The organism is Nocardia sp. CA-135953 (genome assembly GCF_050955735.1).
Classification (GTDB): domain Bacteria; phylum Actinomycetota; class Actinomycetes; order Mycobacteriales; family Mycobacteriaceae; genus Nocardia.
The window spans coordinates 434,172-451,963 of record NZ_CP192082.1; the positions used below are offsets into that span (position 1 = coordinate 434,172).

Genomic DNA, 17,792 nt, shown 5'->3' on the forward strand with positions numbered 1-17,792 from the left:
CGTGTGCGGTGCGTTCGGGGGTGTTGGGGGGTTCTTGACCTCGAGGTTACTCGAGGTTGTTGGCTGTGGACGTGGCGGAAAATCGGTTGGCCTATCTCGGGACTGATGCCACGCTGAAATGTCGGACCCCGATGCGAACATCACCAGGGATCCGTTCGCGACACAGCCAATCCAAGACGATCACGAGGGGGAGCTTTGTCCGTCACGCTCGATACGCCGTTGGCCGACACGGAGGTCGACAGACCGGAGCGGCCCGCCGCCGCGCCGGGCCGCCTGCAATCGCTTCGCCGGTTCTGGCCGTATCTGCGGCCGCATCGGTTCACGCTGCTCGGGGCCACCACGCTCGCGGTGCTCGCCACCCTGACGGCGATCATGATTCCGCTGGTCATCGCGCGGATTATCGACGGCCCGATCCAGCGGCGCGATTTCGGCGGCGTCGTGTTTCCGGTGCTGCTCGTGCTGTCGCTCGGTCTGCTGGAGGCGTGCGGCGTATGGGGTCGGCGGTGGCTGATCGCGAAGCCCGCGGCCCAGTTCGAGATCGATATGCGCGCCAAGATCTTCCGCAAACTGCAGACGCTCTCGATCGGACGCCACGATGCCTGGGAGTCCGGCCAGCTGCTCTCCCGCGCGGTCGACGATATGGGCACCATGAAGCGGTTCGTCGCATTCGCGGGGCCATTCCTGATCATCCACTGCATCGTGATTCCGATCGGTCTGGTGGTGCTGTTCGCGCTGAGCTGGCAGATCGGGCTGACCTTCGCGGTCCTCGCGATCCCGCTGTCCTACGCCTGCCTGCGGTTCGAGCGGCGCTACGGTGTGGCGTCGCGGCGCTCGCAGGATCAGGCCGGTGACCTGGCCACCACCGCCGAGGAGTCTGCACAGGGCATCCGTGTGCTGAAGGCATTCGGTCGCGGTGCGTTCTTCGGCGGCCGGTTCACCGCGCAGTCACGGAAACTGCAGCAGACCGAACTGCTCAAGGTGCGGCTGGATGCCACGCTCTGGTCGGCGATGGTGTGCCTACCGCAACTGGCCATCGCCTTCGCGCTCGGCTACGGCGGTTACGCCGTCGCACACCAGATGATGACGCTCGGCACCCTGGTCGCGAGCATCACGCTGGCGACCTTCCTGCAGTGGCCGATCATCTGGACCGGCTTCCTGCTCGCCGAGTGGAACGATGCGCGCACGGCGGCGGACCGGTTCTGGGAGATCATCGACACCCCCGTCGAAATCACCGATCCCGCGGATCCGGTGGCACTGCCGGAGCGGATCGTCGGCGAACTGACGATGCATCGTGTGCGTTTCGCCTTTCCGGACACGAAAGGTGAAGTGCTGCATGACATATCGCTGAAGGTGCGCCCGGGTGAGACGGTGGCGCTGGTCGGCGCGACCGGTAGCGGCAAGACCGCGCTACTCAACCTGATTCCGCGGCTCTACGACGTGACCGACGGCGCCATCACCATCGACGGCATCGATATCGCGTCCATGCGGGTCTCCGATCTGCGTTCGCTGGTCTCGGTGGCATTCGAGGAGCCGGTGCTGTTCTCGGCGAGTGTGCGGGAGAACGTAGCGCTCGGCGATCCGGACGCCACCGACGACGATGTGCGGCGCGCGCTGGATGTCGCCCAGGCCACCGATTTCGTGAACGACCTGCCGTGGGGACTGGATACCCGAATCGGTGAGCAGGGGCTGAGCCTGTCCGGCGGTCAGCGCCAGCGTCTGGCTCTGGCCCGCGCGGTGCTCGCGCGAGCAAGCGCGGGGGAGCGGACTCGGATCATGGTGCTCGACGACCCGCTGTCCGCACTCGATGTGGAGACCGAGGAGCGCGTCCAGGAACGGCTGCGCACAGTACTGGCCGGTGCCACCACACTGCTTGTGGCGCACCGACCTTCGACCGCGGCACTGGCCGACCGAGTGGCGCTGCTCGCCGACGGCCGGATCGCCGCCGAAGGCGCTCACGATCAACTACTCAAAACCAGCAGTCGCTACCGCGAGCTGATGGGAGGTGAATCATGACCACCACCGAAACCACCGTCCCCGCCGACGATTCGGCCGATCGCGACGAGGTCGCCGACTGGCGCGGCATCGCCAACGAGGACAAGACGGTCACCGAGACCGGAAATCTGGTGCTGGCCGGTCGATCTCGGCGTCTGCTGCTGAGCCTGGTCCGGCCGTACCGCAAACTCGCGGTCTTCGCCCTGCTGCTGATCGTGCTCGACAATGCCTCGATGGTGTCGGCGCCGCTGTTCGTCGCGCACGGGCTCGACGTCGGCATTGCCGAGGGGGCCGCAGGGAACTGGGCGCCCTTGGCGCGCACCGTCGCGGGTTACCTCTGCGCGGTCGGCGTCGGTGTCTTTACCACCTTCGTCTTCCTGCGAATCTCCGGAAGGCTCAGCCAGAGTGTGCTTTTCGATCTGCGGGTCCGGCTGTTCGCCCATATGCAGCGGCTCAGCGTGGCCTTCCACGAGCAGTACACCTCCGGCAAGGTCGTCGCACGACTGACCGGTGACATCGAAACTCTGCAGCAGCTGCTGGAGAGCGCGCTGAATCAGGCGCTGAGCGCGATCCTTTCGGTGCTGACCATCGCGGTGCTGTTGATCTACCTCGATCAGACGCTCGCCGCGATCGTGCTGCTCGGGTTCGTGCCCTTGGCGCTGGTCACCCGCTGGGCGCAGCGCAGGCAGCGGGCGGGTTACCGGCGCACCCGCGGCGCCATCGCGAAAGTGGTCGTGCAGTTCGTGGAGTCGATGGGCGGCATGCGCGCGGTACAGGCCTTCCGTCGCGAGACCCGCAACGAATCGGTGCTGGCAACCGAGGACGCCGAATACTTCCAGGCCACCACCGCGGCGATGCGTGGCATGGGCGACTATGCCGGTCTCACCCGCCTGCTCGGCAATCTGACCACGGTGATCGTCATCGTGGTCGGCGCCTGGCAGGTGATCGAGGGCAACCTCGCCGTCGGCGTCCTCGCGGCATACCTGTTGTACCTCAACGAGTTCTACGGCCCCCTCGACGAGCTCGCCCAGGTATTCAATGCCTACCAGTCCGCGGCGGCCGCGCTGGAGAAAATCTCCGGTGTGCTCGAGGAGGAACCCTCGGTTCGGGAACCGGAGCAGCCGACCACATTGGCGAAGGCGATCGGTGCCGTGCGGATGGACCGAGTGTGGTTCGGCTACGGAGCTGCTGCCGCGCGGACCGCGGCGCCGGAATCTGCCGATGCCGATGCCGATGCCGTGCTCGGGCCGTCGGATGCGGCTCGAGGAACTGTTGCGGGTGTATCGGACAGCCCCGATGTGGTGACGTCGAGCGTGGGCGGGGTGACTCCGAAGCATGCGCCGGCCGATTCGGATTCCGCCGGACGCACTGTGGCGCACGTAGTCTCGGATGCTTCGGGTGCGGTGCGAGCGAGCGTGACCGGACCGCCGCGGGGCGACGCCGCGGCGGCGAGTCTCGAAGGTGCTGTGCCGCAATCCGAGGAGCTCGGACGAGCGCGTCCGGTGCTGCCCGAGTTCTCGCTGGAGATTCCGGCCGGGCAGGTGATCGCGCTGGTCGGTGCGACCGGTGCGGGCAAGTCCACATTGGCCAAGTTGTTGACGCGGTTCTATGACCCGTCGGGCGGCACGGTGACCTTGGACGGTATCGACCTGCGGCGGTTGTCCGATGCGGATCTGAGGCGCAATGTCGTGATGGTCACGCAGGAGTCGTATCTGTTCTCCGGATCGGTGGCCGACAATATTCGGCTCGGCCGGCCGGAGGCCAGTGATGCGGAGGTGTTCGCGGCGGCGCGCGCGGTCGGGTTGTACGAGTTCGTCACCGCGTTGCCCGACGGCTTCGACACCGATGTGCGCAAACGCGGTGGGCGATTGTCGGCGGGGCAACGGCAGTTGGTCGCGTTCGCCAGAGTCTTCCTCGCGGATCCGGCGGTGATCGTGCTGGACGAGGCGACCTCGAGTCTGGACATTCCGAGCGAGCGGCAGATCCAGCGCGCGCTGGAGACGGTGCTGCGCGATCGCACCGCCGTGATCATCGCGCACCGACTCTCCACGGTCGCCATCGCCGACCGCGTGCTGGTGCTGGAATCGGGTCGGATCGTCGAGGACGGCACGCCGAGCGAGCTCGTCGGGGGCACCGGCCGGTTCGCCAGCCTGCACGCGGCATGGCGAGAGTCGCTGGTGTGATGCGGGCAAGGCACGTGCGTCCCTTACGGTAGATACGTGACGAACCCAGACCTCGGCCCCGACAGCCAACCGGCGACATCGCGGTGGCCGGCGATTCTCACGTGGCGCGCGCACAACGCGTCACGGATGGAGTCCGTCCGCGTGACGCTCAATGGCAACCGCATCCGCGCCGCCGGTCGCATGATCGGCGGCGAATGCGCCGACCATCCCGCGTTCAGTGCGTCGTATGACCTGGTCACCGATGAGAACGGTGTCACGAAGCGGCTGTCCCTGCGCAGCACCACCGCTGCCGGGGAACGCCAGGCCTCGATCGCCAGGGACGAGGAGGACTACTGGCTCGTCGACGCAGGCGGCGGCCACGTCCGCTCCACCTTCGCGGGCGCCCTCGACGTCGATGTCGTACTCAGCCCGTTCTTCAACACCCTCCCCATCCGCCGCTTCGGCCTGCAGAACGGCGTCGACAACATCCAGGTCCCGGTCGTCTACGTCCGGCTCCCCGACCTCCTGGTCCAAGAAGCCAGCCTCACCTACAGCAGCGGCGCCACCGGCATCAGCGTGCTTTCTCCCGTCTCCAGCGCCACCGTCACCGTCGACGCCGACGGCTTCCTCCTCGACTACCCGGGTCTCGCCGAGCGCATTTGACCCGCTGCCTCGCACTTCTTCACACGGGGATTGCTGTTGCGGTGCCGCGCAGGGGATCTGCCGGGCGAATGCGTGGCGCGCAGCCTGGTGCGTGGGTCGCTCCCAGTTTCGTGAGCGCCCTGCCGTGTCGCGTATTCGATCCGCTGCCTCGCACTCTTCACGCGGGAATTGCTGTTGCGGTGCCGCGCATATTTCGCGCCGCGCACGGATGCCGAGCGAATGCGTGGCACGCATCGTGGTGCGTGCGGGTCGCTTCGTGAGCACCCGGCCGCGTCGGACTGCTTGCCGCAAACACTCGTAGTCCGAGGCGGACGATGATTCCCCGCGCAGTGGTCGCGAGCGACTCGATGAGGCTGTCTCCTCGGTATTCAGCCCGCCCGTTGCGATCAGTCCAGTTTGGTGATCACCCCGCCGCGCTGGCCCGCCGCGCGCAGCGCTTCGAGCCAGTTGTGGTCGCCGGGGCGGATGTCGGTGATCTCCCAGCGCTGGGCCGTCGCATAGCGTTCGCGGCCGTCGTGCCCGGCTTCGACGAGGTCGACCAGGGTGCCTTCGTCGCGGAGGCTGTCGCGCGCCGCGCCGAGCACGGTGAGCGTCTCCTCCAGCACGTCGAGCAGGGCGGTGGCGTTCGGTTCGCAGATGGCGCGGACCAGGTCGGGGGCGGTGGCGGCGACTCGGGTGCCGTCGCGGAACGAACCCGCGGCCAGCCCGAGCGCCAGCTCGCCGCCCGCGGCACCGGCCACCGCAAGCGCCTCGGCCAGGACATGCGGCAGATGGGAGATCCGGGCCACCGCCCGGTCGTGCTCGTCCGCGACCACCGGGGTGACCACTGCACCGCACGCGAGTGCCAGGCGCACCACCCGAAGCCACGGTTCCGGATGGGTGCCCGCGTCCACGCCGACCGCCCACACCGCAGCCCGGAACAGGCCGGGATCGGTAGCCGCCCAACCGGATTCGGAGGTGCCGGTCATCGGGTGCCCGCCCACATAACGAGCCGCGAGCCCGTGCCGACGCACCGCCTCGGCCACCGGCGCCTTGACGCTCACCACATCGGTGAGCGAGCAGCGCGGCGCGAAGGTCGCCACCTCGGCGAGGATATGGTCCACCGCGGGCATCGGCACCGAGACGACGATCAGCGCATCGGTATCCGCAGCCCGGGTAAGCACCCCGAGTAGATCCCCGGTGACATCGAATCCGTCCGCCCGCGCGGCCTGCGCACCCGCCTCTGACCTGTTGTAACCCCATGCGTCATAGCCCGCGCCGACCGCGGCGCGCAGCAGCGAACCGCCGATCAAGCCTGTCCCGAGGACACACACCGGTGCTTTCTGGTCAGGAGTCATCGGAACAGATTCGCATACGACTTCAACATTTCGGCTCGAGCCGACTACCGTTGCGGCATGGCAGCACAGCGCTCGGGCACGAACAAGGCTGCGTCGGATGATTACGACGACGTGGAAGGGTTCGCAGTGGCGGTTGTCCGCGAAGAAGGACAATGGCGGTGTAGTCCGCTGAGTCAGGCCGCGCTCACCGATTTGTCCGCGGCGGAAACAGAACTCAAGGCATTGCGCAGTTCCGGTGCGGTGTTCGGATTGCTGGATATCGATGACGAGTTCTTCATCGTGCTCCGGCCCGCGCCGAGCGGTACCCGGATGCTGGTCTCGGATGCGACGGCCGCGATCGACTACGACATCGCCGCCGATGTCCTCGAGGCCCTCAATATCGAAATTCCGGACATCGATCCCGACGAACTCGACGATATCGAGCCGTGGGAGGAGGGCGACCTCGGCGTCCTCGCCGACCTCGGCCTGCCCGAACCCGTGCTCAGCGTGATTCTCGCCGAGACCGATCTCTATCCGGACGAGCAGCTCGGCATGATCGCCCAGCGCCTCGGCTTCGCCAACGAACTCACGGCCGTGCTGGACAAGCTGCCGCGTTGACGTGAGCCTGCTCACCGACGACACCGACATGGTCCGCGCGGCGATCGCCGCCGCAGCCGATGCGGGTGATCGCGACGTACCGGTCGGTGCCGTCGTCTTCGATGCCGACGGCCGTGAACTCGCGCGCGCGGCCAACGCCAGGGAGGCCCTCGGCGACCCGACCGCGCACGCCGAAATCCTCGCCCTGCGCCGCGCCGCGGCCGTCGTCGGCGACGGTTGGCGTCTGGAGGGGTGCACACTCGCGGTAACCCTGGAACCGTGCACCATGTGCGCGGGCGCGCTGGTGCTCGCCCGCGTCGGTCGCCTGGTCTTCGGTGCCTGGGAACCGAAAACTGGTGCCGTCGGCTCCCTTTGGGACGTAGTCCGTGACCGCCGTCTCAATCACCGCCCGCAAGTCCGCGGCGGCATCCTCGAAGCCGAATGCGCAGCCCTACTCGATGCCTTCTTCCACGCCCAACGCTGACCCTCCCACCCCCGCTACGGCCGATTTAGCGATCCGCCCCCCGTCCGGTATGGTTGTCGGCGGTGGCGTGTCCGAGCGGCCTAAGGAGCACGCCTCGAAAGCGTGTGAGGGGTAACCCCCCTCCGAGGGTTCAAATCCCTCCGCCACCGCTTACGCCCCTCACCTGAAATGCCGGGTGAGGGGCCTTTTCTTGCCGACTCCCGTTCAGCGGCGGCTGCCATCCGGACGATCCTCGCGCAGCTGCTCGCCCGGCGTGATGACGGCAATATTCGTCGCCCATTCGGACAACCGGGTCAGCCTGGATCCGGAGTTGCCATCCCGGACTTGCAGGTCATCGGAGGCTCGTCGGCAAGCGGTCGCCGACACCGATCGGGCGCATGCCGATTCCGTGACGCACCCGATTGCCCACTCTGATATGAGAAATTCGGGATCGAAACTCGCCGAGCCTCTTTCGAGCGACACCACCGCCGTGGTGGCTGTAACCGCTACTACCGCTGCCCGATTCGACAGTGCGCGCACGAGTTCTTGCGTGGGCCCAGCGCGCTTCCGGCCGGGTCCGGCGGACCGACCGTCTCTAGTTCGCGTTCGGGAAAGCCTGGCGCACACCGATGGTGATCGTTTCGGCTTCGGCCAACCTGCGGCGTTGGACACGCTTCAGCGCCTCCACGACGCTCGCGGTCCGATTGTCGCTGTGCGCATCGATGAACGTGACCACCTCTGGACGTCGGACGGCAATTTGGATCCTCATACCACCCATACCTCGATGGTAATCCGCATGGCTCCTGAAGTTGCTCACCGGAGTTCGTTCAACAACGAGTGATGCTCACTGATCGCGCAACCGATTTCGGTCCGCACCATTTCACGATGCCGCCGGTAAGCCAGGTATTCGGCGATTGCGTCGTTGATGACGGCGGTCATGCTCCGCCGTTCGGCGCTCGGCCTGTGCGCGAACCATGGCTTCGATGTCATCGGTCAGCCGAAAGTGCATGGTCACGACTGCGAGGGTGACATGTCGGCGGCGAGAAGTCGCCCGGGTACCGCTCCGGATCCTGCCGCCGCAGGAGGACGGTCTGCCGGTCCAGGTCGACCCCGACCCGAGGCCGCGCACCCTGCGCTTGCTCGTCGCGCAGCATCTACACCAAGTCCCGGTGGTCCAGTTCCATCCGCTTCGTCCTGTAGAACATGGCGGTGAACTCGTCGGTGAACGTGCCGGACACGGGGTTCGAACTCAGCCACGACGAGGCCCGAGCCATGGCAGCCAACGCATTTCAATCCGACATGGTCCACTGCGGCCATGGAAAAGCTCGAGATCGCGGCAGTGCGGCGCTTGCGGTGTTTTCGGGTCAGGGCTTCGAAGAGGGCGACGGCCATCAGCAGTAGGACCCAGCCAGGGACGGACCAGCAGGAATCCGCCATGTGGCAGCAACGAACCCGTCGGCTGCGGAGTTTCTGGGTAAGTCGGCGGCGGGCGGGTATACGGCGATTAGGTAAGCGCGGGGAGGGTGCGCAGCGATGATGCGGTGCAGTACAAGCCGCGCGCGATTGATTCGCGAGAGTTAGATGAGAGAGCCCTATTTTCGATTCGGCGGCCTGCTGGTGCTGATCTGGCTGGTGATCGGCGTCGTTGCCGCGGGCCAGCGACACTATTTCGACAGCGGACCGGTCAATTGCGCCGGCTTCGGCACGATTGCGGTGACGGTGATCGCCGGCCCGCTCAACTATATGGGTGTGAACCCGAAGATCTCCGACTGCAATGTGCCCCAACCGAGCCAGTAATGCGTGAGGGCTGAGTTCCGAGGGTTCGGCCACCCTCAGGGCTCAGGGCGTGCTCTGCCGGGCGGCGACATGCCGTGCGGTCGGGCGCGCCCGCCCGCGCCCGGCAAGATGCGACAATTCGCTGAAACCCGTGCGCGCGGTTTGCGGGAGAGATATGGGCGAGATGAAACTTGGCAGCGTGCTGATCGTGCTCTGGTTGGTCGTCGGCGTTGTCGCCTCGGGGCAGCGGCACTATTTCGACAGCGGTCCGATCAACTGTGCGGGCTTCGGCACGCTCGCCCTGACCGTCCTCGCGGGCCCGCTCAACTACATGGGTGTGAACCCGAAGATCGCCGATTGCAATGTCCCGCAACCGAGTCCCTAGATCGGCACCGGCTCCAGATCCCGCCGCGGCTCAGGAGCTTTCGTCGATCTACTGCAGGAAGCGCGTTCGATGGCGGCATAGAAGCACAGATTCATCCCGGCGACGGTGACACCGAGGCCGATTATGCCGGGTAGTGCCGCGCGGTCGACGCGCAGCGAGGCCCGCCACAGCAGCAGTGCGATGGCGCCGGCGAAGGCCAGACGCACGCTTGCCGCCGTGCCGACGCCGATGATCTCGAACAGATACTTGGCCAGGCCGGCACTCAGCTGGATACAGCGGCGAGGATGGGCGCGGGCACCGCGCGAGCCGCGCGTGGCTGAACTTGTACAGCCCGAAAGCTAGGTGTCCTAAGTAAATGACGATGGACTGGTCGGTTTCTCGAAACGGTGCTTACCTTGCCGATCGATGCCCGATCTGTGGTGATCGGCACAAGTGCTCATCCGGCCGGAGAGTGATCGTCTCGCGTGCGGGTATCCGAGTTGGTACGCGAGTGCGAAAGGAAGCGATGACTATGCGCGAGCGTGTGACCCATCCGAGACCAGCGCCTTCCGCTGGTACGCGACTGTTTGCGATGCTTCTGATGATCTGGCTGGCTGTCGGCGTTGTCGCCGCGGTTCAGCGCCACAACTTCGACAGCGCTCCGATCAACTGTGCCGGTTTCGGCACCATTGCCGTCACGGCGCTGGCCGGTCCGCTCAACTACATGGGTGTGAACCCGAGGGTCGAGGAGTGTGATCTTCCGCAGCCGAGTCAGTAATGCCTGTTCTCCCACCGGAATTCGAGTTGTCATCGGCGGATTCCCGTGGGAGCGTTCCTAATTCGAAACTCAGCCGCCCCACACCGGCTGTCGTACTTCGTCGGGCGCCGGCTCATCTCGATGGTGAACGCACTCGGCCCCGCACCCGAATCCGGGTGCGGGGCCGAGCCGGGAGTTCCGATCAGCTCACGCCGACGGGCACCCGCACTGTCTCCGCGGACCGCTGCCGCAGCTCACGCAGCTTCGCGCCCTCTACGTCGATATCCGGCAGGATCCGATCCAGCCACTTCGGAATCCACCAGGACCATTTGCCCATCAGCACCAGCAGCGATGGGATCACGACCATCCGGACGATGAACGCGTCGATCAATACGCCCGCCGCCAGTGCGAAACCCAGCGACTTGGCTGTGATGTCGGTTTCCAGCAGGAAGGAGCCGAACACCGAGATCATGATGATCGCGGCCGCGGTGACCACTCGGGCACCGTGGTGATAACCGGCGATCATCGCTTCCTTCGGCGACCTGCCGTCGACGAATTCCTCGCGCATCCGCGTCACCAGGAACACCTGGTAGTCCATGGCCAGACCGAACACCAGACCGATCAGCATGATCGGCAGGAAGCTGACCAGTGGATGCGGATCCTCGATCAGTCCGAGCTTGCCCTGCTGGAAGATCAGCACGGTCGCGCCGAAGGTGGCCGCCATGGAGAGCAGGAAGCCGAGCGCCGCGGTCAGCGGCACCAGGATCGAGCGGAATACCAGGATCAGCAGCAGGAACGCGGCACCGGCCACGATCGCCAGATACGGCACGATCTTGCTCAGCAGCACATGGTCGACATCGGCGAAGATCGCCGTGGTGCCGGTGATGCCGTATTCGATGCCGTACTCGGACTGCATCTGCGCTTCGGCATCGCGGGCGTCGCTGACCAGATCCTTGGTGGCCTGGTTGTTCGGACCCGACTTCGGCACGCCGTCGAGCAGTGCGCCCGCCTTGTCCGCACCGCTCCACTTGGGCTCGGTCACGTAATCCATGCCAGGGTAGGACGCGAGCTTGGACCGCAGCGCGTTCACCGCGGCCTCGCGCCGGTCGGCGGGCACATTGGTGAGGTCGACCGCGACATTCAGTACGCCGTTGCTGCCCTCACCGAAGCCCTCGGTGCGCAGCTCGTAGGCCTTGCGGATGGTGGAGGTCTTCGGCTGGCTGTCGTCGCCGGGCAGGCCGAGGTTCAGACCGGCGGCGGGTGCGGCGAGCAGACCGAGCACGACCACGCTGAGCAGCAGTGTCACCGCGGGTGCCCGACCGATCAAACGGCCGACACGCATCCCGTTGGTGACCGACTTGTCGTCCTCGGGATCGTGCTGGGCCACGATCGGCAGCTTCGGCTTGAACAGGAACCGGCCGAACGCGCCGAGCAGCGCGGGCATCAGCGTGATGGCGGTGAGCACCGCGAACGCCGCGGCGATCGCACCGCCCAGACCCATGAACGTCATGAACTGGACGCCGATGATGCTGAGTCCGCCGAGTGCGATGATGACGGTCAGACCGGCGAACACCACCGCCGAACCCGCCGTGCCGAGTGCGGTACCGGCCGCTTCCTCCGGCGAATCCTGCACTGCCAGTTCGTGTTTGTAGCGCGACACGATGAAAAGCGCGTAGTCGATCGACAGCGCGATGCCGATCATGGACGCGAGGAAGGTGGTGAAGCTGGGCACCTCGATGATCGAGGTACCGAGGAAGATCAGCGAGGTGGCCGCGCCGAGGCCGACGATCGCGGTGATGATCGGCACGAAGGCGGCGACGATGGCGCCGAAGGCGATGATCATGACGACCAACGCGATGCCCATCCCGATCTGCTCGGACTTACCGCTGGGTCCCTCGTTCTTCTGCGCGATAGAGCCGCTCATCTCCACCCGCAGCCCGGCATCGCGGGCATCGCCTGCGACGTTGTAGGCCGCTTCGCGCTGCTCGTCGGTGACGTCGGTGAACTTTTTGATGGTGAACGGGACGCTGAAGAACGCGACCGAGTCGGGCGCCGTCTTGCTGAGCACATTCAGCGGTGCGCCACTGCACTTGGACGGATCGGGGTCGGTGATGCAGCCCGACTTCTCGGCCGCCTCGACCGGATCCATCACCGGCTTGCTGTGGTCGACGATGTCGAGTGTGCCGAGCTTGGCGATGAAGGCCTCGAGCGCCGCCCGGTTCGCCGGATCGGTCAGCTTCTGCCCATCGGGTGCGGCAATGACATAGGTGCCGGTGACGGCGTCGAATTTGAAGGCGTCGGAGGCGCCGGGAAAGTGCTTGTCGAGAATGTCGTTGGCACGGGCGGACGGCAGCGCCGGCATGCTGAAGTCATTGGTCATCGGCTCCTCGAGCTGCGCGCCGAGGCCGCCCAGCAGTAGGAACAGGACAATCCAGACCGGAAGCACTATCCATTTCCTGCGGAAAGCGAACTTCCCCCATCTATACAGATAAACGGACACGAAAGGGTTCTCCTAGCTGACCTTTTCGAGCGACCTGCAAGCAGTCACTACGGATGGCTGGTTACGTGCTGATTCGTGGCGCGTAGACAAGCACTCGCGGGGGTTGCCCTGCCGACCCACGCCTGCAATTGACGCTTTCTGCCTACCGTGCGGTAGGTAGACTACCCAGGAGCTAAGCGGAGGTACAACCTCAATTCTGGTGGCAACGTAAGCTCAGCGCATTAGTGGTGAGAGGATCATCCCATGATTGATCGTGACGCGGGCGACGCTGTTGTCGCAGGTGGCGGCACAAAAATGGCAATTCGCGACGCAGCGGTAAAGCTGTTCGGGGCCAAGGGGTTCGAACAGACGAGCCTGCGCGAGGTCGCGGATGCGGTAGGAATCACAAAGGCTTCGCTCTACTATCACTACGCATCGAAGTTGGATCTGCTACTGGCGATCGTCGATCCGATCGTCGATCACATGCGCTCGGTGACCGAGGACATCGATGCCGTCCCGCACGACGAGGAGGGCGTGCGCGCTGTGTTGCGCGCCTATTTGCGCGGCATGATCCGCCATCGTGACGCGGGTGCGCTGTGTGTCCGCGACACCGTCGCGATCGTCAATGTCATGGCCGACCGGTATCCGGACATGCTGGATTCCATTCGGGTGCTGCGCGAATGGCTCGCCGGACCCGGCGCCGACGATGTCGCCGAGCTGCGCGCCAGTGCGGCACTGGAAGTGCTCGGAGTCGCGCTGCTGTCCACCGAACTCGTGCCCGGGGTGGAGGATTCGGTGGTGGAACGCACACTTCTGGACGCGGCTACCTGTGTGCTGACCGGCTGCCATACCGCGTAGATTCGTTCGAACACCGAAGAGGCCAGGGAGTAGCCGCCGTGCACATCACCGCGAGGGTCGATTACGCCGTGCGGACCCTATTGGAGATCGCCCGCGCACCGCAGATCCACCGTGTGTCGGATCGGGTCGCCGTGCAGGTCGCCCCGGTGGTGAAGGCCGAGGCGATTTCGACCGCGCAGCATATTCCGCCCAAGGTGCTCGAGACCGTACTCGCCGAATTGCGCAGAGCTGATCTGGTGACCAGCAGGCGCGGCCCGGACGGCGGCTATTGGCTGGCCCGCCCGGCCGCGCAGATCTCCATCGCCGATGTGATCCGCGCGATCGAGGGACCGCTGGCCTCGGTGCGCGGCGAGCGTCCGGAGGACGTGCGGTACCCGGGTGCGGCCGAACCGTTGCAGCGGGTGTGGATCGCGCTGCGGGTGAATATTCGTGCGGTGCTGGAGAATGTCTCCATCGATGACATCGCGCAGGACCGGTTGCCGGGATTCGTCGGCACACTCACCGAGGATCCAGGTGCCTGGGCGCGGCGATAATTCGAATCGAAGCACACCGGCCGAAAGCCACACGTGCGAACATCGCTGCTGGTCAGGAATGTTCGCGACGGATCGCGCGGATTGCCGGTAGCCTCCTTTTCATCATGCTGATCAGACTGCTTCGCACTCATCTGGCCCCCTACCGGGCCCAATTGGCGGGCGTCGTGGGCCTACAACTCATCTCGGTCATCGCGATGCTGTACTTGCCGACCCTGAACGCCGACCTGATCGATAACGGTGTCACCAAGGGCGATATCGGCTACATCTGGACCACCGGTCTGTGGATGCTCGCCGTCACCGGCGTGCAGATCATCGCCTCGGCCTGCTCGGTCTACCTCGGCGCGCAGGCCGCGATGGGCGCGGGTCGGGATCTGCGCGGCGCGGTGCTGCACCGGGTCGGCACCTTCTCCGCGCGCGAGGTCGGCATGTTCGGCGCGCCCTCGCTCATCACCCGCAATACCAACGATATTCAGCAGGTTCAGCTGTTGATCGTGATGTCGGCCACCATCCTGGTGATGGCGCCGATCATGTGCATCGGTGGCATCTTCATGGCGCTGCGCGAGGACCTCGGGCTGTCCTGGCTGCTGCTCATCGCGGTGCCCGCACTTGCCATTTCGATGGGTGTCATCGTGGCGAAGATGGTGCCCGGCTTCCGCGATATGCAGCACCGGATCGATGAGGTCAACCGGGTGCTGCGCGAGCAGATCACCGGTATCCGGGTGGTGCGCGCATTCGTGCGCGAACGGCAGGAGACCTGGCGCTTCGGCGTGGCCAACACCGAACTCACCGAATCCTCGTTGCGGGTCGGGCGGCTGATGGCGCTGATGTTCCCGCTGGTGATGCTGATCAGCAATATCACTGCGGTCGGGGTGATCTGGTTCGGCGGACATCTGATCAACGAAGACAAGATGCAGATCGGCTCGCTCACCGCGATGCTGACCTACATCATGCAGATCCTGATGGCCGTCATGATGGCCTCGTTCCTGGCCATGATGGCCCCGCGCGCGGCCGTGTCGGCCGACCGGATCGGTGAGGTACTCGAGACCGAGACTTCGGTGCTGCCGCCGCGGCTGCCGCAGCCGTTCAAGGGCGATCCGGCGCAGGTAGATCTGCAATTCGCCGAATTCGCCTTTCCCGGAGCGGAGAAACCGGTGCTGTCCGCGATCCGGTTCCAGGTCGAGCCGGGTACGACCACGGCGATCGTCGGTTCCACCGGCGCGGGCAAGACGACACTGCTCAATCTGATTCCCCGGCTCATCGATGTGACCGATGGCGCGGTCTACGTCGGCGGTACCGATGTGCGTCACATCGACCTCGAAGTGCTGCGCGAACAGATCGGGCTGGTGCCGCAGAAGGCATACCTGTTCTCCGGCACGATCGCGAGCAATCTGCGCTACGGCAATCCGGACGCCACCGACGAGGAACTGTGGCGATGTCTGGAGATCGCCCAGGCCGCCGACTTCGTGCGCGATATGCCGCAGGGTTTGCAGACGCCGGTCGCGCAGGGCGGCACCACTGTTTCGGGTGGACAGCGTCAGCGGTTGGCCATCGCGCGGGCGCTGGTGAAGAAGCCGCGGGTCTACCTGTTCGACGATTCGTTCTCCGCACTGGATGTCGCCACCGATGCCCGACTGCGCGAAGCATTGCGGCCGGAGACCAAGGACGCCTCGGTAATCATTGTGGCGCAACGGGTCACCACCATCCGCGATGCCGATCAGATCGTGGTGCTCGAAGACGGCATGATGGCCGGGACCGGCACCCATGAGCAGCTGATGCGCGATTGCGCGGAGTACCAGGAGATCGTCGCCTCGCAGCTCGGCGCCGATGAGGCCGTCGTGCTCGCCAAACGCAACGTGCCGCCGCCCGATGCGAGCGGTGACGGGCATCGGACCCGGCGGGAGGAGATTCGATGAGACCCGGAGCGGTGAATCCCGGTGCGCCGGATGCGAAAGCGAAATCGTTCGGTCCGTCGCTGCAGCGGTTGTTGCGCAGACTGGCGCCCGAGCGCGTATACGTCGGCGTGATCGTCGGACTCGCGATCATCTCGGTGGTGCTGAATACGCTCGGCCCTTACATCCTCGGCAAGGCCACCAACGTGGTATTCGATGGTGTCGTCGGCCGCCGGTTGCCGAGTGGCATCACCAAAGAAGAGGCGATCCAGCGCCTGCGGGCCGCGGGCGACAACACCTTCGCCGACATGCTCGGCGCGATGGACGTCACCCCGGGTGTCGGTGTGGATTTCGGCGCCGTCGGCCGGGTGTTGATGCTGGTACTGCTGCTCTACATCGGCGCCGCGGTCTTCAGCTGGCTACAGTCCTTCCTGCTCAATATCGTCATCAACCGCACCGTGAAGCGGCTCCGCAGCGATGTCGAGGACAAGATCCATCGACTTCCATTGCGCTACTTCGATTCCACACCGCGCGGTGACCTGCTCAGCCGCGTCACCAATGACGTGGACAATGTGTCGCAGACCCTGCAGCAGACCATGAGCCAGCTGATCCTTTCGCTGTTCTCGGTGGTCGGCATCCTGATCATGATGTTCTGGATTTCGCCCCTGCTTGCGTTGATCGCCCTGCTCACCGTGCCCGCCGCGATCGTGGTCACCACGCAGATCGCCAAACGCTCCAAACCGCACTTCGTGAACCAGTGGAAGTACACCGGCATGGTGAACGCCCAGGTCGAGGAGGCCTTCACCGGGCACGAGGTGGTCACCGCATTCGGCCGCAACCGCGAGGTCGGTCAGGAATTCGACAAGCGCAACAACGATCTCTACGAGTCGAGTTTCAAGGCGCAGTTCATCTCCGGGCTGATCATGCCCGCGATCATGTTCCTCGGGAATGTGAACTTCGTGCTGGTGGCGCTGGTCGGCGGCCTGCGCGTGGCGACCGGCAATCTGTCGCTCGGTGAGGTGCAGGCCTTCATCCAGTACTCCCGGCAGTTCAGCCAGCCGCTGACCCAGATCGGCGCGATGGCCAACCTGCTGCAATCCGGTGTCGCATCGGCCGAGCGGATCTTCGAGATCCTCGATGCCGAGGAGCAGTCGGCCGATCCGGTCATGGAGAACACCCGTCCGGTCGATCGCGGCCGGGTCGAGTTCGAGGCGGTGTCGTTCCGCTACGAACCGGAGACGCCGGTCATCGAACGGCTGTCGCTGGTCGCCGAACCGGGACATGTGGTCGCCATCGTCGGTCCGACCGGCGCGGGCAAGACCACCCTGGTGAATCTGCTGCTGCGGTTCTACGAACTCGACGCGGGCACCATCACCATCGACGGCGTCGACATCACCGAGATCACCCGCGATCACCTGCGTTCCAGGATCGGCATGGTGCTGCAGGACACCTGGCTGTTCAAGGGCACCATCCGGGAGAACATCGCCTACGGCAGTCCGAATGCGAGCGAGGCGGATATTCTCGAGGCCGCCCGCGCCGCCTATGTCGACCGCTTCGTACACGCGCTGCCGCACGGATACGACACGGTCATCGATGAGGAGGGCTCGGGCGTCAGCGCTGGTGAGAAGCAGCTGATCACCATTGCCCGCGCCTTCCTGGCCAAGCCGTCCATCCTGGTGCTCGACGAGGCGACGAGTTCGGTCGACACCCGCACCGAGGCGCTGGTCCAGCACGCGACCGCGGCCCTGCGCCGGGACCGCACCAGCTTCGTCATCGCCCACCGCCTGTCCACCATCCGCGACGCCGACCTGATCGTCGTCATGGAGGCGGGCCGCATTGTCGAACACGGCAACCACGAGCGCCTCCTCGAAGAACGCGGCGCCTACTACCGCCTCTACAACGCCCAGTTCGCCGCGGCCGCCGCCGAGGCCTGAACCGCGACG

18 protein-coding genes and 1 tRNA gene are annotated in these 17,792 nt (G+C 65.6%); 14 read left to right on the plus strand and 5 right to left on the minus strand.

The window, feature by feature from the left end; all coding sequences use genetic code 11:
- The first annotated feature begins 195 nt into the window (after positions 1-195).
- The 3 genes from ACQPXH_RS01975 (at position 196) to ACQPXH_RS01985 (ending at position 4,817) form a co-directional block, all read left to right on the plus strand.
- The gene (locus tag ACQPXH_RS01975) at positions 196-2,013 is read left to right on the plus strand and encodes an ABC transporter ATP-binding protein (RefSeq protein WP_433600642.1); all 1,818 of its coding nucleotides are present in this window, start codon (positions 196-198) and stop codon (positions 2,011-2,013) included.
- On the plus strand, positions 2,010-4,175 hold the full coding sequence (locus tag ACQPXH_RS01980) for an ABC transporter ATP-binding protein (protein ID WP_433600643.1): 2,166 nt from the start codon (positions 2,010-2,012) through the stop codon (positions 4,173-4,175). The genes ACQPXH_RS01975 and ACQPXH_RS01980 overlap by 4 nt, the downstream gene beginning before the upstream one ends.
- Before the next feature lie 126 nt (positions 4,176-4,301).
- On the plus strand, positions 4,302-4,817 hold the full coding sequence (locus ACQPXH_RS01985) for a putative glycolipid-binding domain-containing protein (protein ID WP_433600644.1): 516 nt from the start codon (positions 4,302-4,304) through the stop codon (positions 4,815-4,817).
- A 386-nt stretch (positions 4,818-5,203) separates the two neighbouring features.
- Here ACQPXH_RS01985 and ACQPXH_RS01990 read toward each other — a convergent pair whose 3' ends face one another.
- A complete protein-coding gene (locus ACQPXH_RS01990; protein ID WP_433600645.1) occupies positions 5,204-6,154 on the minus strand; it encodes a prephenate dehydrogenase in 951 nt (316 codons plus the stop codon).
- Positions 6,155-6,211: 57 nt separating this feature from the next.
- Between ACQPXH_RS01990 and ACQPXH_RS01995 the strand changes: the two genes are divergently transcribed.
- From ACQPXH_RS01995 to ACQPXH_RS02005, 3 genes are all read left to right on the plus strand, one after another.
- On the plus strand, positions 6,212-6,751 hold the full coding sequence (locus tag ACQPXH_RS01995; RefSeq protein ID WP_387295677.1) for a tRNA adenosine deaminase-associated protein: 540 nt from the start codon (positions 6,212-6,214) through the stop codon (positions 6,749-6,751).
- Positions 6,752-6,779: 28 nt separating this feature from the next.
- Complete coding sequence (locus ACQPXH_RS02000) at positions 6,780-7,214, plus strand: nucleoside deaminase (protein WP_433603699.1); 435 nt, start codon at positions 6,780-6,782, stop codon at positions 7,212-7,214.
- Positions 7,215-7,275: 61 nt separating this feature from the next.
- Positions 7,276-7,363, plus strand: a tRNA-Ser gene (locus tag ACQPXH_RS02005).
- Positions 7,364-7,788: 425 nt separating this feature from the next.
- Here ACQPXH_RS02005 and ACQPXH_RS02010 read toward each other — a convergent pair.
- The gene (locus ACQPXH_RS02010; RefSeq protein ID WP_433600646.1) at positions 7,789-7,962 is read right to left on the minus strand and encodes a hypothetical protein; all 174 of its coding nucleotides are present in this window, start codon (positions 7,960-7,962) and stop codon (positions 7,789-7,791) included.
- A gap of 44 nt (positions 7,963-8,006) precedes the next feature.
- Positions 8,007-8,132 (minus strand): hypothetical protein, encoded by a 126-nt coding sequence (locus ACQPXH_RS02015; protein ID WP_433600647.1) that lies wholly within the window; start codon positions 8,130-8,132, stop codon positions 8,007-8,009.
- A gap of 270 nt (positions 8,133-8,402) precedes the next feature.
- Here ACQPXH_RS02015 and ACQPXH_RS02020 point away from each other — a divergent pair, with 270 nt between their 5' ends.
- From ACQPXH_RS02020 to ACQPXH_RS02030, 3 genes are all read left to right on the plus strand, one after another.
- Positions 8,403-8,594: a hypothetical protein gene (locus ACQPXH_RS02020; protein ID WP_433600648.1), complete on the plus strand. Its 192-nt coding sequence runs from the start codon at positions 8,403-8,405 to the stop codon at positions 8,592-8,594.
- A 180-nt stretch (positions 8,595-8,774) separates the two neighbouring features.
- Positions 8,775-8,990, plus strand: a complete 216-nt coding sequence (locus ACQPXH_RS02025; RefSeq protein WP_387294069.1) for a hypothetical protein — start codon at positions 8,775-8,777, stop codon at positions 8,988-8,990.
- Positions 8,991-9,153: 163 nt separating this feature from the next.
- Positions 9,154-9,354, plus strand: a complete 201-nt coding sequence (locus ACQPXH_RS02030) for a hypothetical protein (protein ID WP_433600649.1) — start codon at positions 9,154-9,156, stop codon at positions 9,352-9,354.
- Here the strand turns inward: ACQPXH_RS02030 and ACQPXH_RS02035 are convergent.
- Positions 9,351-9,560 carry a hypothetical protein gene (locus ACQPXH_RS02035; RefSeq protein ID WP_433600650.1) on the minus strand — a complete coding sequence of 70 codons (210 nt, stop codon included), beginning with the start codon at positions 9,558-9,560 and terminating at the stop codon, positions 9,351-9,353. The two genes, ACQPXH_RS02030 and ACQPXH_RS02035, sit on opposite strands and share 4 nt — an antisense overlap.
- Positions 9,561-9,934: 374 nt before the next feature.
- Here ACQPXH_RS02035 and ACQPXH_RS02040 point away from each other — a divergent pair, with 374 nt between their 5' ends.
- On the plus strand, positions 9,935-10,111 hold the full coding sequence (locus ACQPXH_RS02040; protein WP_433600651.1) for a hypothetical protein: 177 nt from the start codon (positions 9,935-9,937) through the stop codon (positions 10,109-10,111).
- 181 nt (positions 10,112-10,292) lie between these two features.
- Here ACQPXH_RS02040 and ACQPXH_RS02045 read toward each other — a convergent pair whose 3' ends face one another.
- Positions 10,293-12,590, minus strand: a complete 2,298-nt coding sequence (locus ACQPXH_RS02045) for an MMPL family transporter (protein ID WP_433600652.1) — start codon at positions 12,588-12,590, stop codon at positions 10,293-10,295.
- Between the two features lie 243 nt (positions 12,591-12,833).
- On the opposite strand from ACQPXH_RS02045, the gene ACQPXH_RS02050 reads away from it, so the two are divergent.
- The 4 genes from ACQPXH_RS02050 to ACQPXH_RS02065 all read left to right on the plus strand — a co-directional run bounded on the left by ACQPXH_RS02050 (position 12,834) and on the right by ACQPXH_RS02065 (position 17,783).
- A complete protein-coding gene (locus ACQPXH_RS02050; RefSeq protein WP_433600653.1) occupies positions 12,834-13,427 on the plus strand; it encodes a TetR/AcrR family transcriptional regulator in 594 nt (197 codons plus the stop codon).
- A 38-nt stretch (positions 13,428-13,465) separates the two neighbouring features.
- Positions 13,466-13,960 carry an RrF2 family transcriptional regulator gene (locus ACQPXH_RS02055; protein ID WP_433600654.1) on the plus strand — a complete coding sequence of 165 codons (495 nt, stop codon included), beginning with the start codon at positions 13,466-13,468 and terminating at the stop codon, positions 13,958-13,960.
- Between the two features lie 104 nt (positions 13,961-14,064).
- Positions 14,065-15,873, plus strand: a complete 1,809-nt coding sequence (locus ACQPXH_RS02060; RefSeq protein ID WP_433600655.1) for an ABC transporter ATP-binding protein — start codon at positions 14,065-14,067, stop codon at positions 15,871-15,873.
- On the plus strand, positions 15,870-17,783 hold the full coding sequence (locus ACQPXH_RS02065) for an ABC transporter ATP-binding protein (RefSeq protein WP_433600656.1): 1,914 nt from the start codon (positions 15,870-15,872) through the stop codon (positions 17,781-17,783). The genes ACQPXH_RS02060 and ACQPXH_RS02065 overlap by 4 nt, the downstream gene beginning before the upstream one ends.
- Positions 17,784-17,792 lie beyond the last annotated feature (9 nt).

Bases quoted from the DNA above. Each gene is read 5' to 3' on its own strand.
- ACQPXH_RS01980 (WP_433600643.1), top strand. From the start codon at position 2,010: ATGACCACCACCGAAACCACCGTCCCCGCCGACGATTCGGCCGATCGC.
- ACQPXH_RS02025 (WP_387294069.1), top strand. From the start codon at position 8,775: ATGAGAGAGCCCTATTTTCGATTCGGCGGCCTGCTGGTGCTGATCTGG.
- ACQPXH_RS02040 (WP_433600651.1), top strand. From the start codon at position 9,935: ATGATCTGGCTGGCTGTCGGCGTTGTCGCCGCGGTTCAGCGCCACAAC.
- ACQPXH_RS02015 (WP_433600647.1), bottom strand. From the start codon at position 8,132: ATGACCGCCGTCATCAACGACGCAATCGCCGAATACCTGGCTTACCGG.
- ACQPXH_RS02065 (WP_433600656.1), top strand. From the start codon at position 15,870: ATGAGACCCGGAGCGGTGAATCCCGGTGCGCCGGATGCGAAAGCGAAA.
- ACQPXH_RS02030 (WP_433600649.1), top strand. From the start codon at position 9,154: ATGAAACTTGGCAGCGTGCTGATCGTGCTCTGGTTGGTCGTCGGCGTT.
- ACQPXH_RS02060 (WP_433600655.1), top strand. From the start codon at position 14,065: ATGCTGATCAGACTGCTTCGCACTCATCTGGCCCCCTACCGGGCCCAA.
- ACQPXH_RS02050 (WP_433600653.1), top strand. From the start codon at position 12,834: ATGATTGATCGTGACGCGGGCGACGCTGTTGTCGCAGGTGGCGGCACA.
- ACQPXH_RS01995 (WP_387295677.1), top strand. From the start codon at position 6,212: ATGGCAGCACAGCGCTCGGGCACGAACAAGGCTGCGTCGGATGATTAC.
- ACQPXH_RS01985 (WP_433600644.1), top strand. From the start codon at position 4,302: ATGGAGTCCGTCCGCGTGACGCTCAATGGCAACCGCATCCGCGCCGCC.
- ACQPXH_RS02010 (WP_433600646.1), bottom strand. From the start codon at position 7,962: ATGAGGATCCAAATTGCCGTCCGACGTCCAGAGGTGGTCACGTTCATC.
- ACQPXH_RS01990 (WP_433600645.1), bottom strand. From the start codon at position 6,154: ATGACTCCTGACCAGAAAGCACCGGTGTGTGTCCTCGGGACAGGCTTG.
- ACQPXH_RS02000 (WP_433603699.1), top strand. From the start codon at position 6,780: ATGGTCCGCGCGGCGATCGCCGCCGCAGCCGATGCGGGTGATCGCGAC.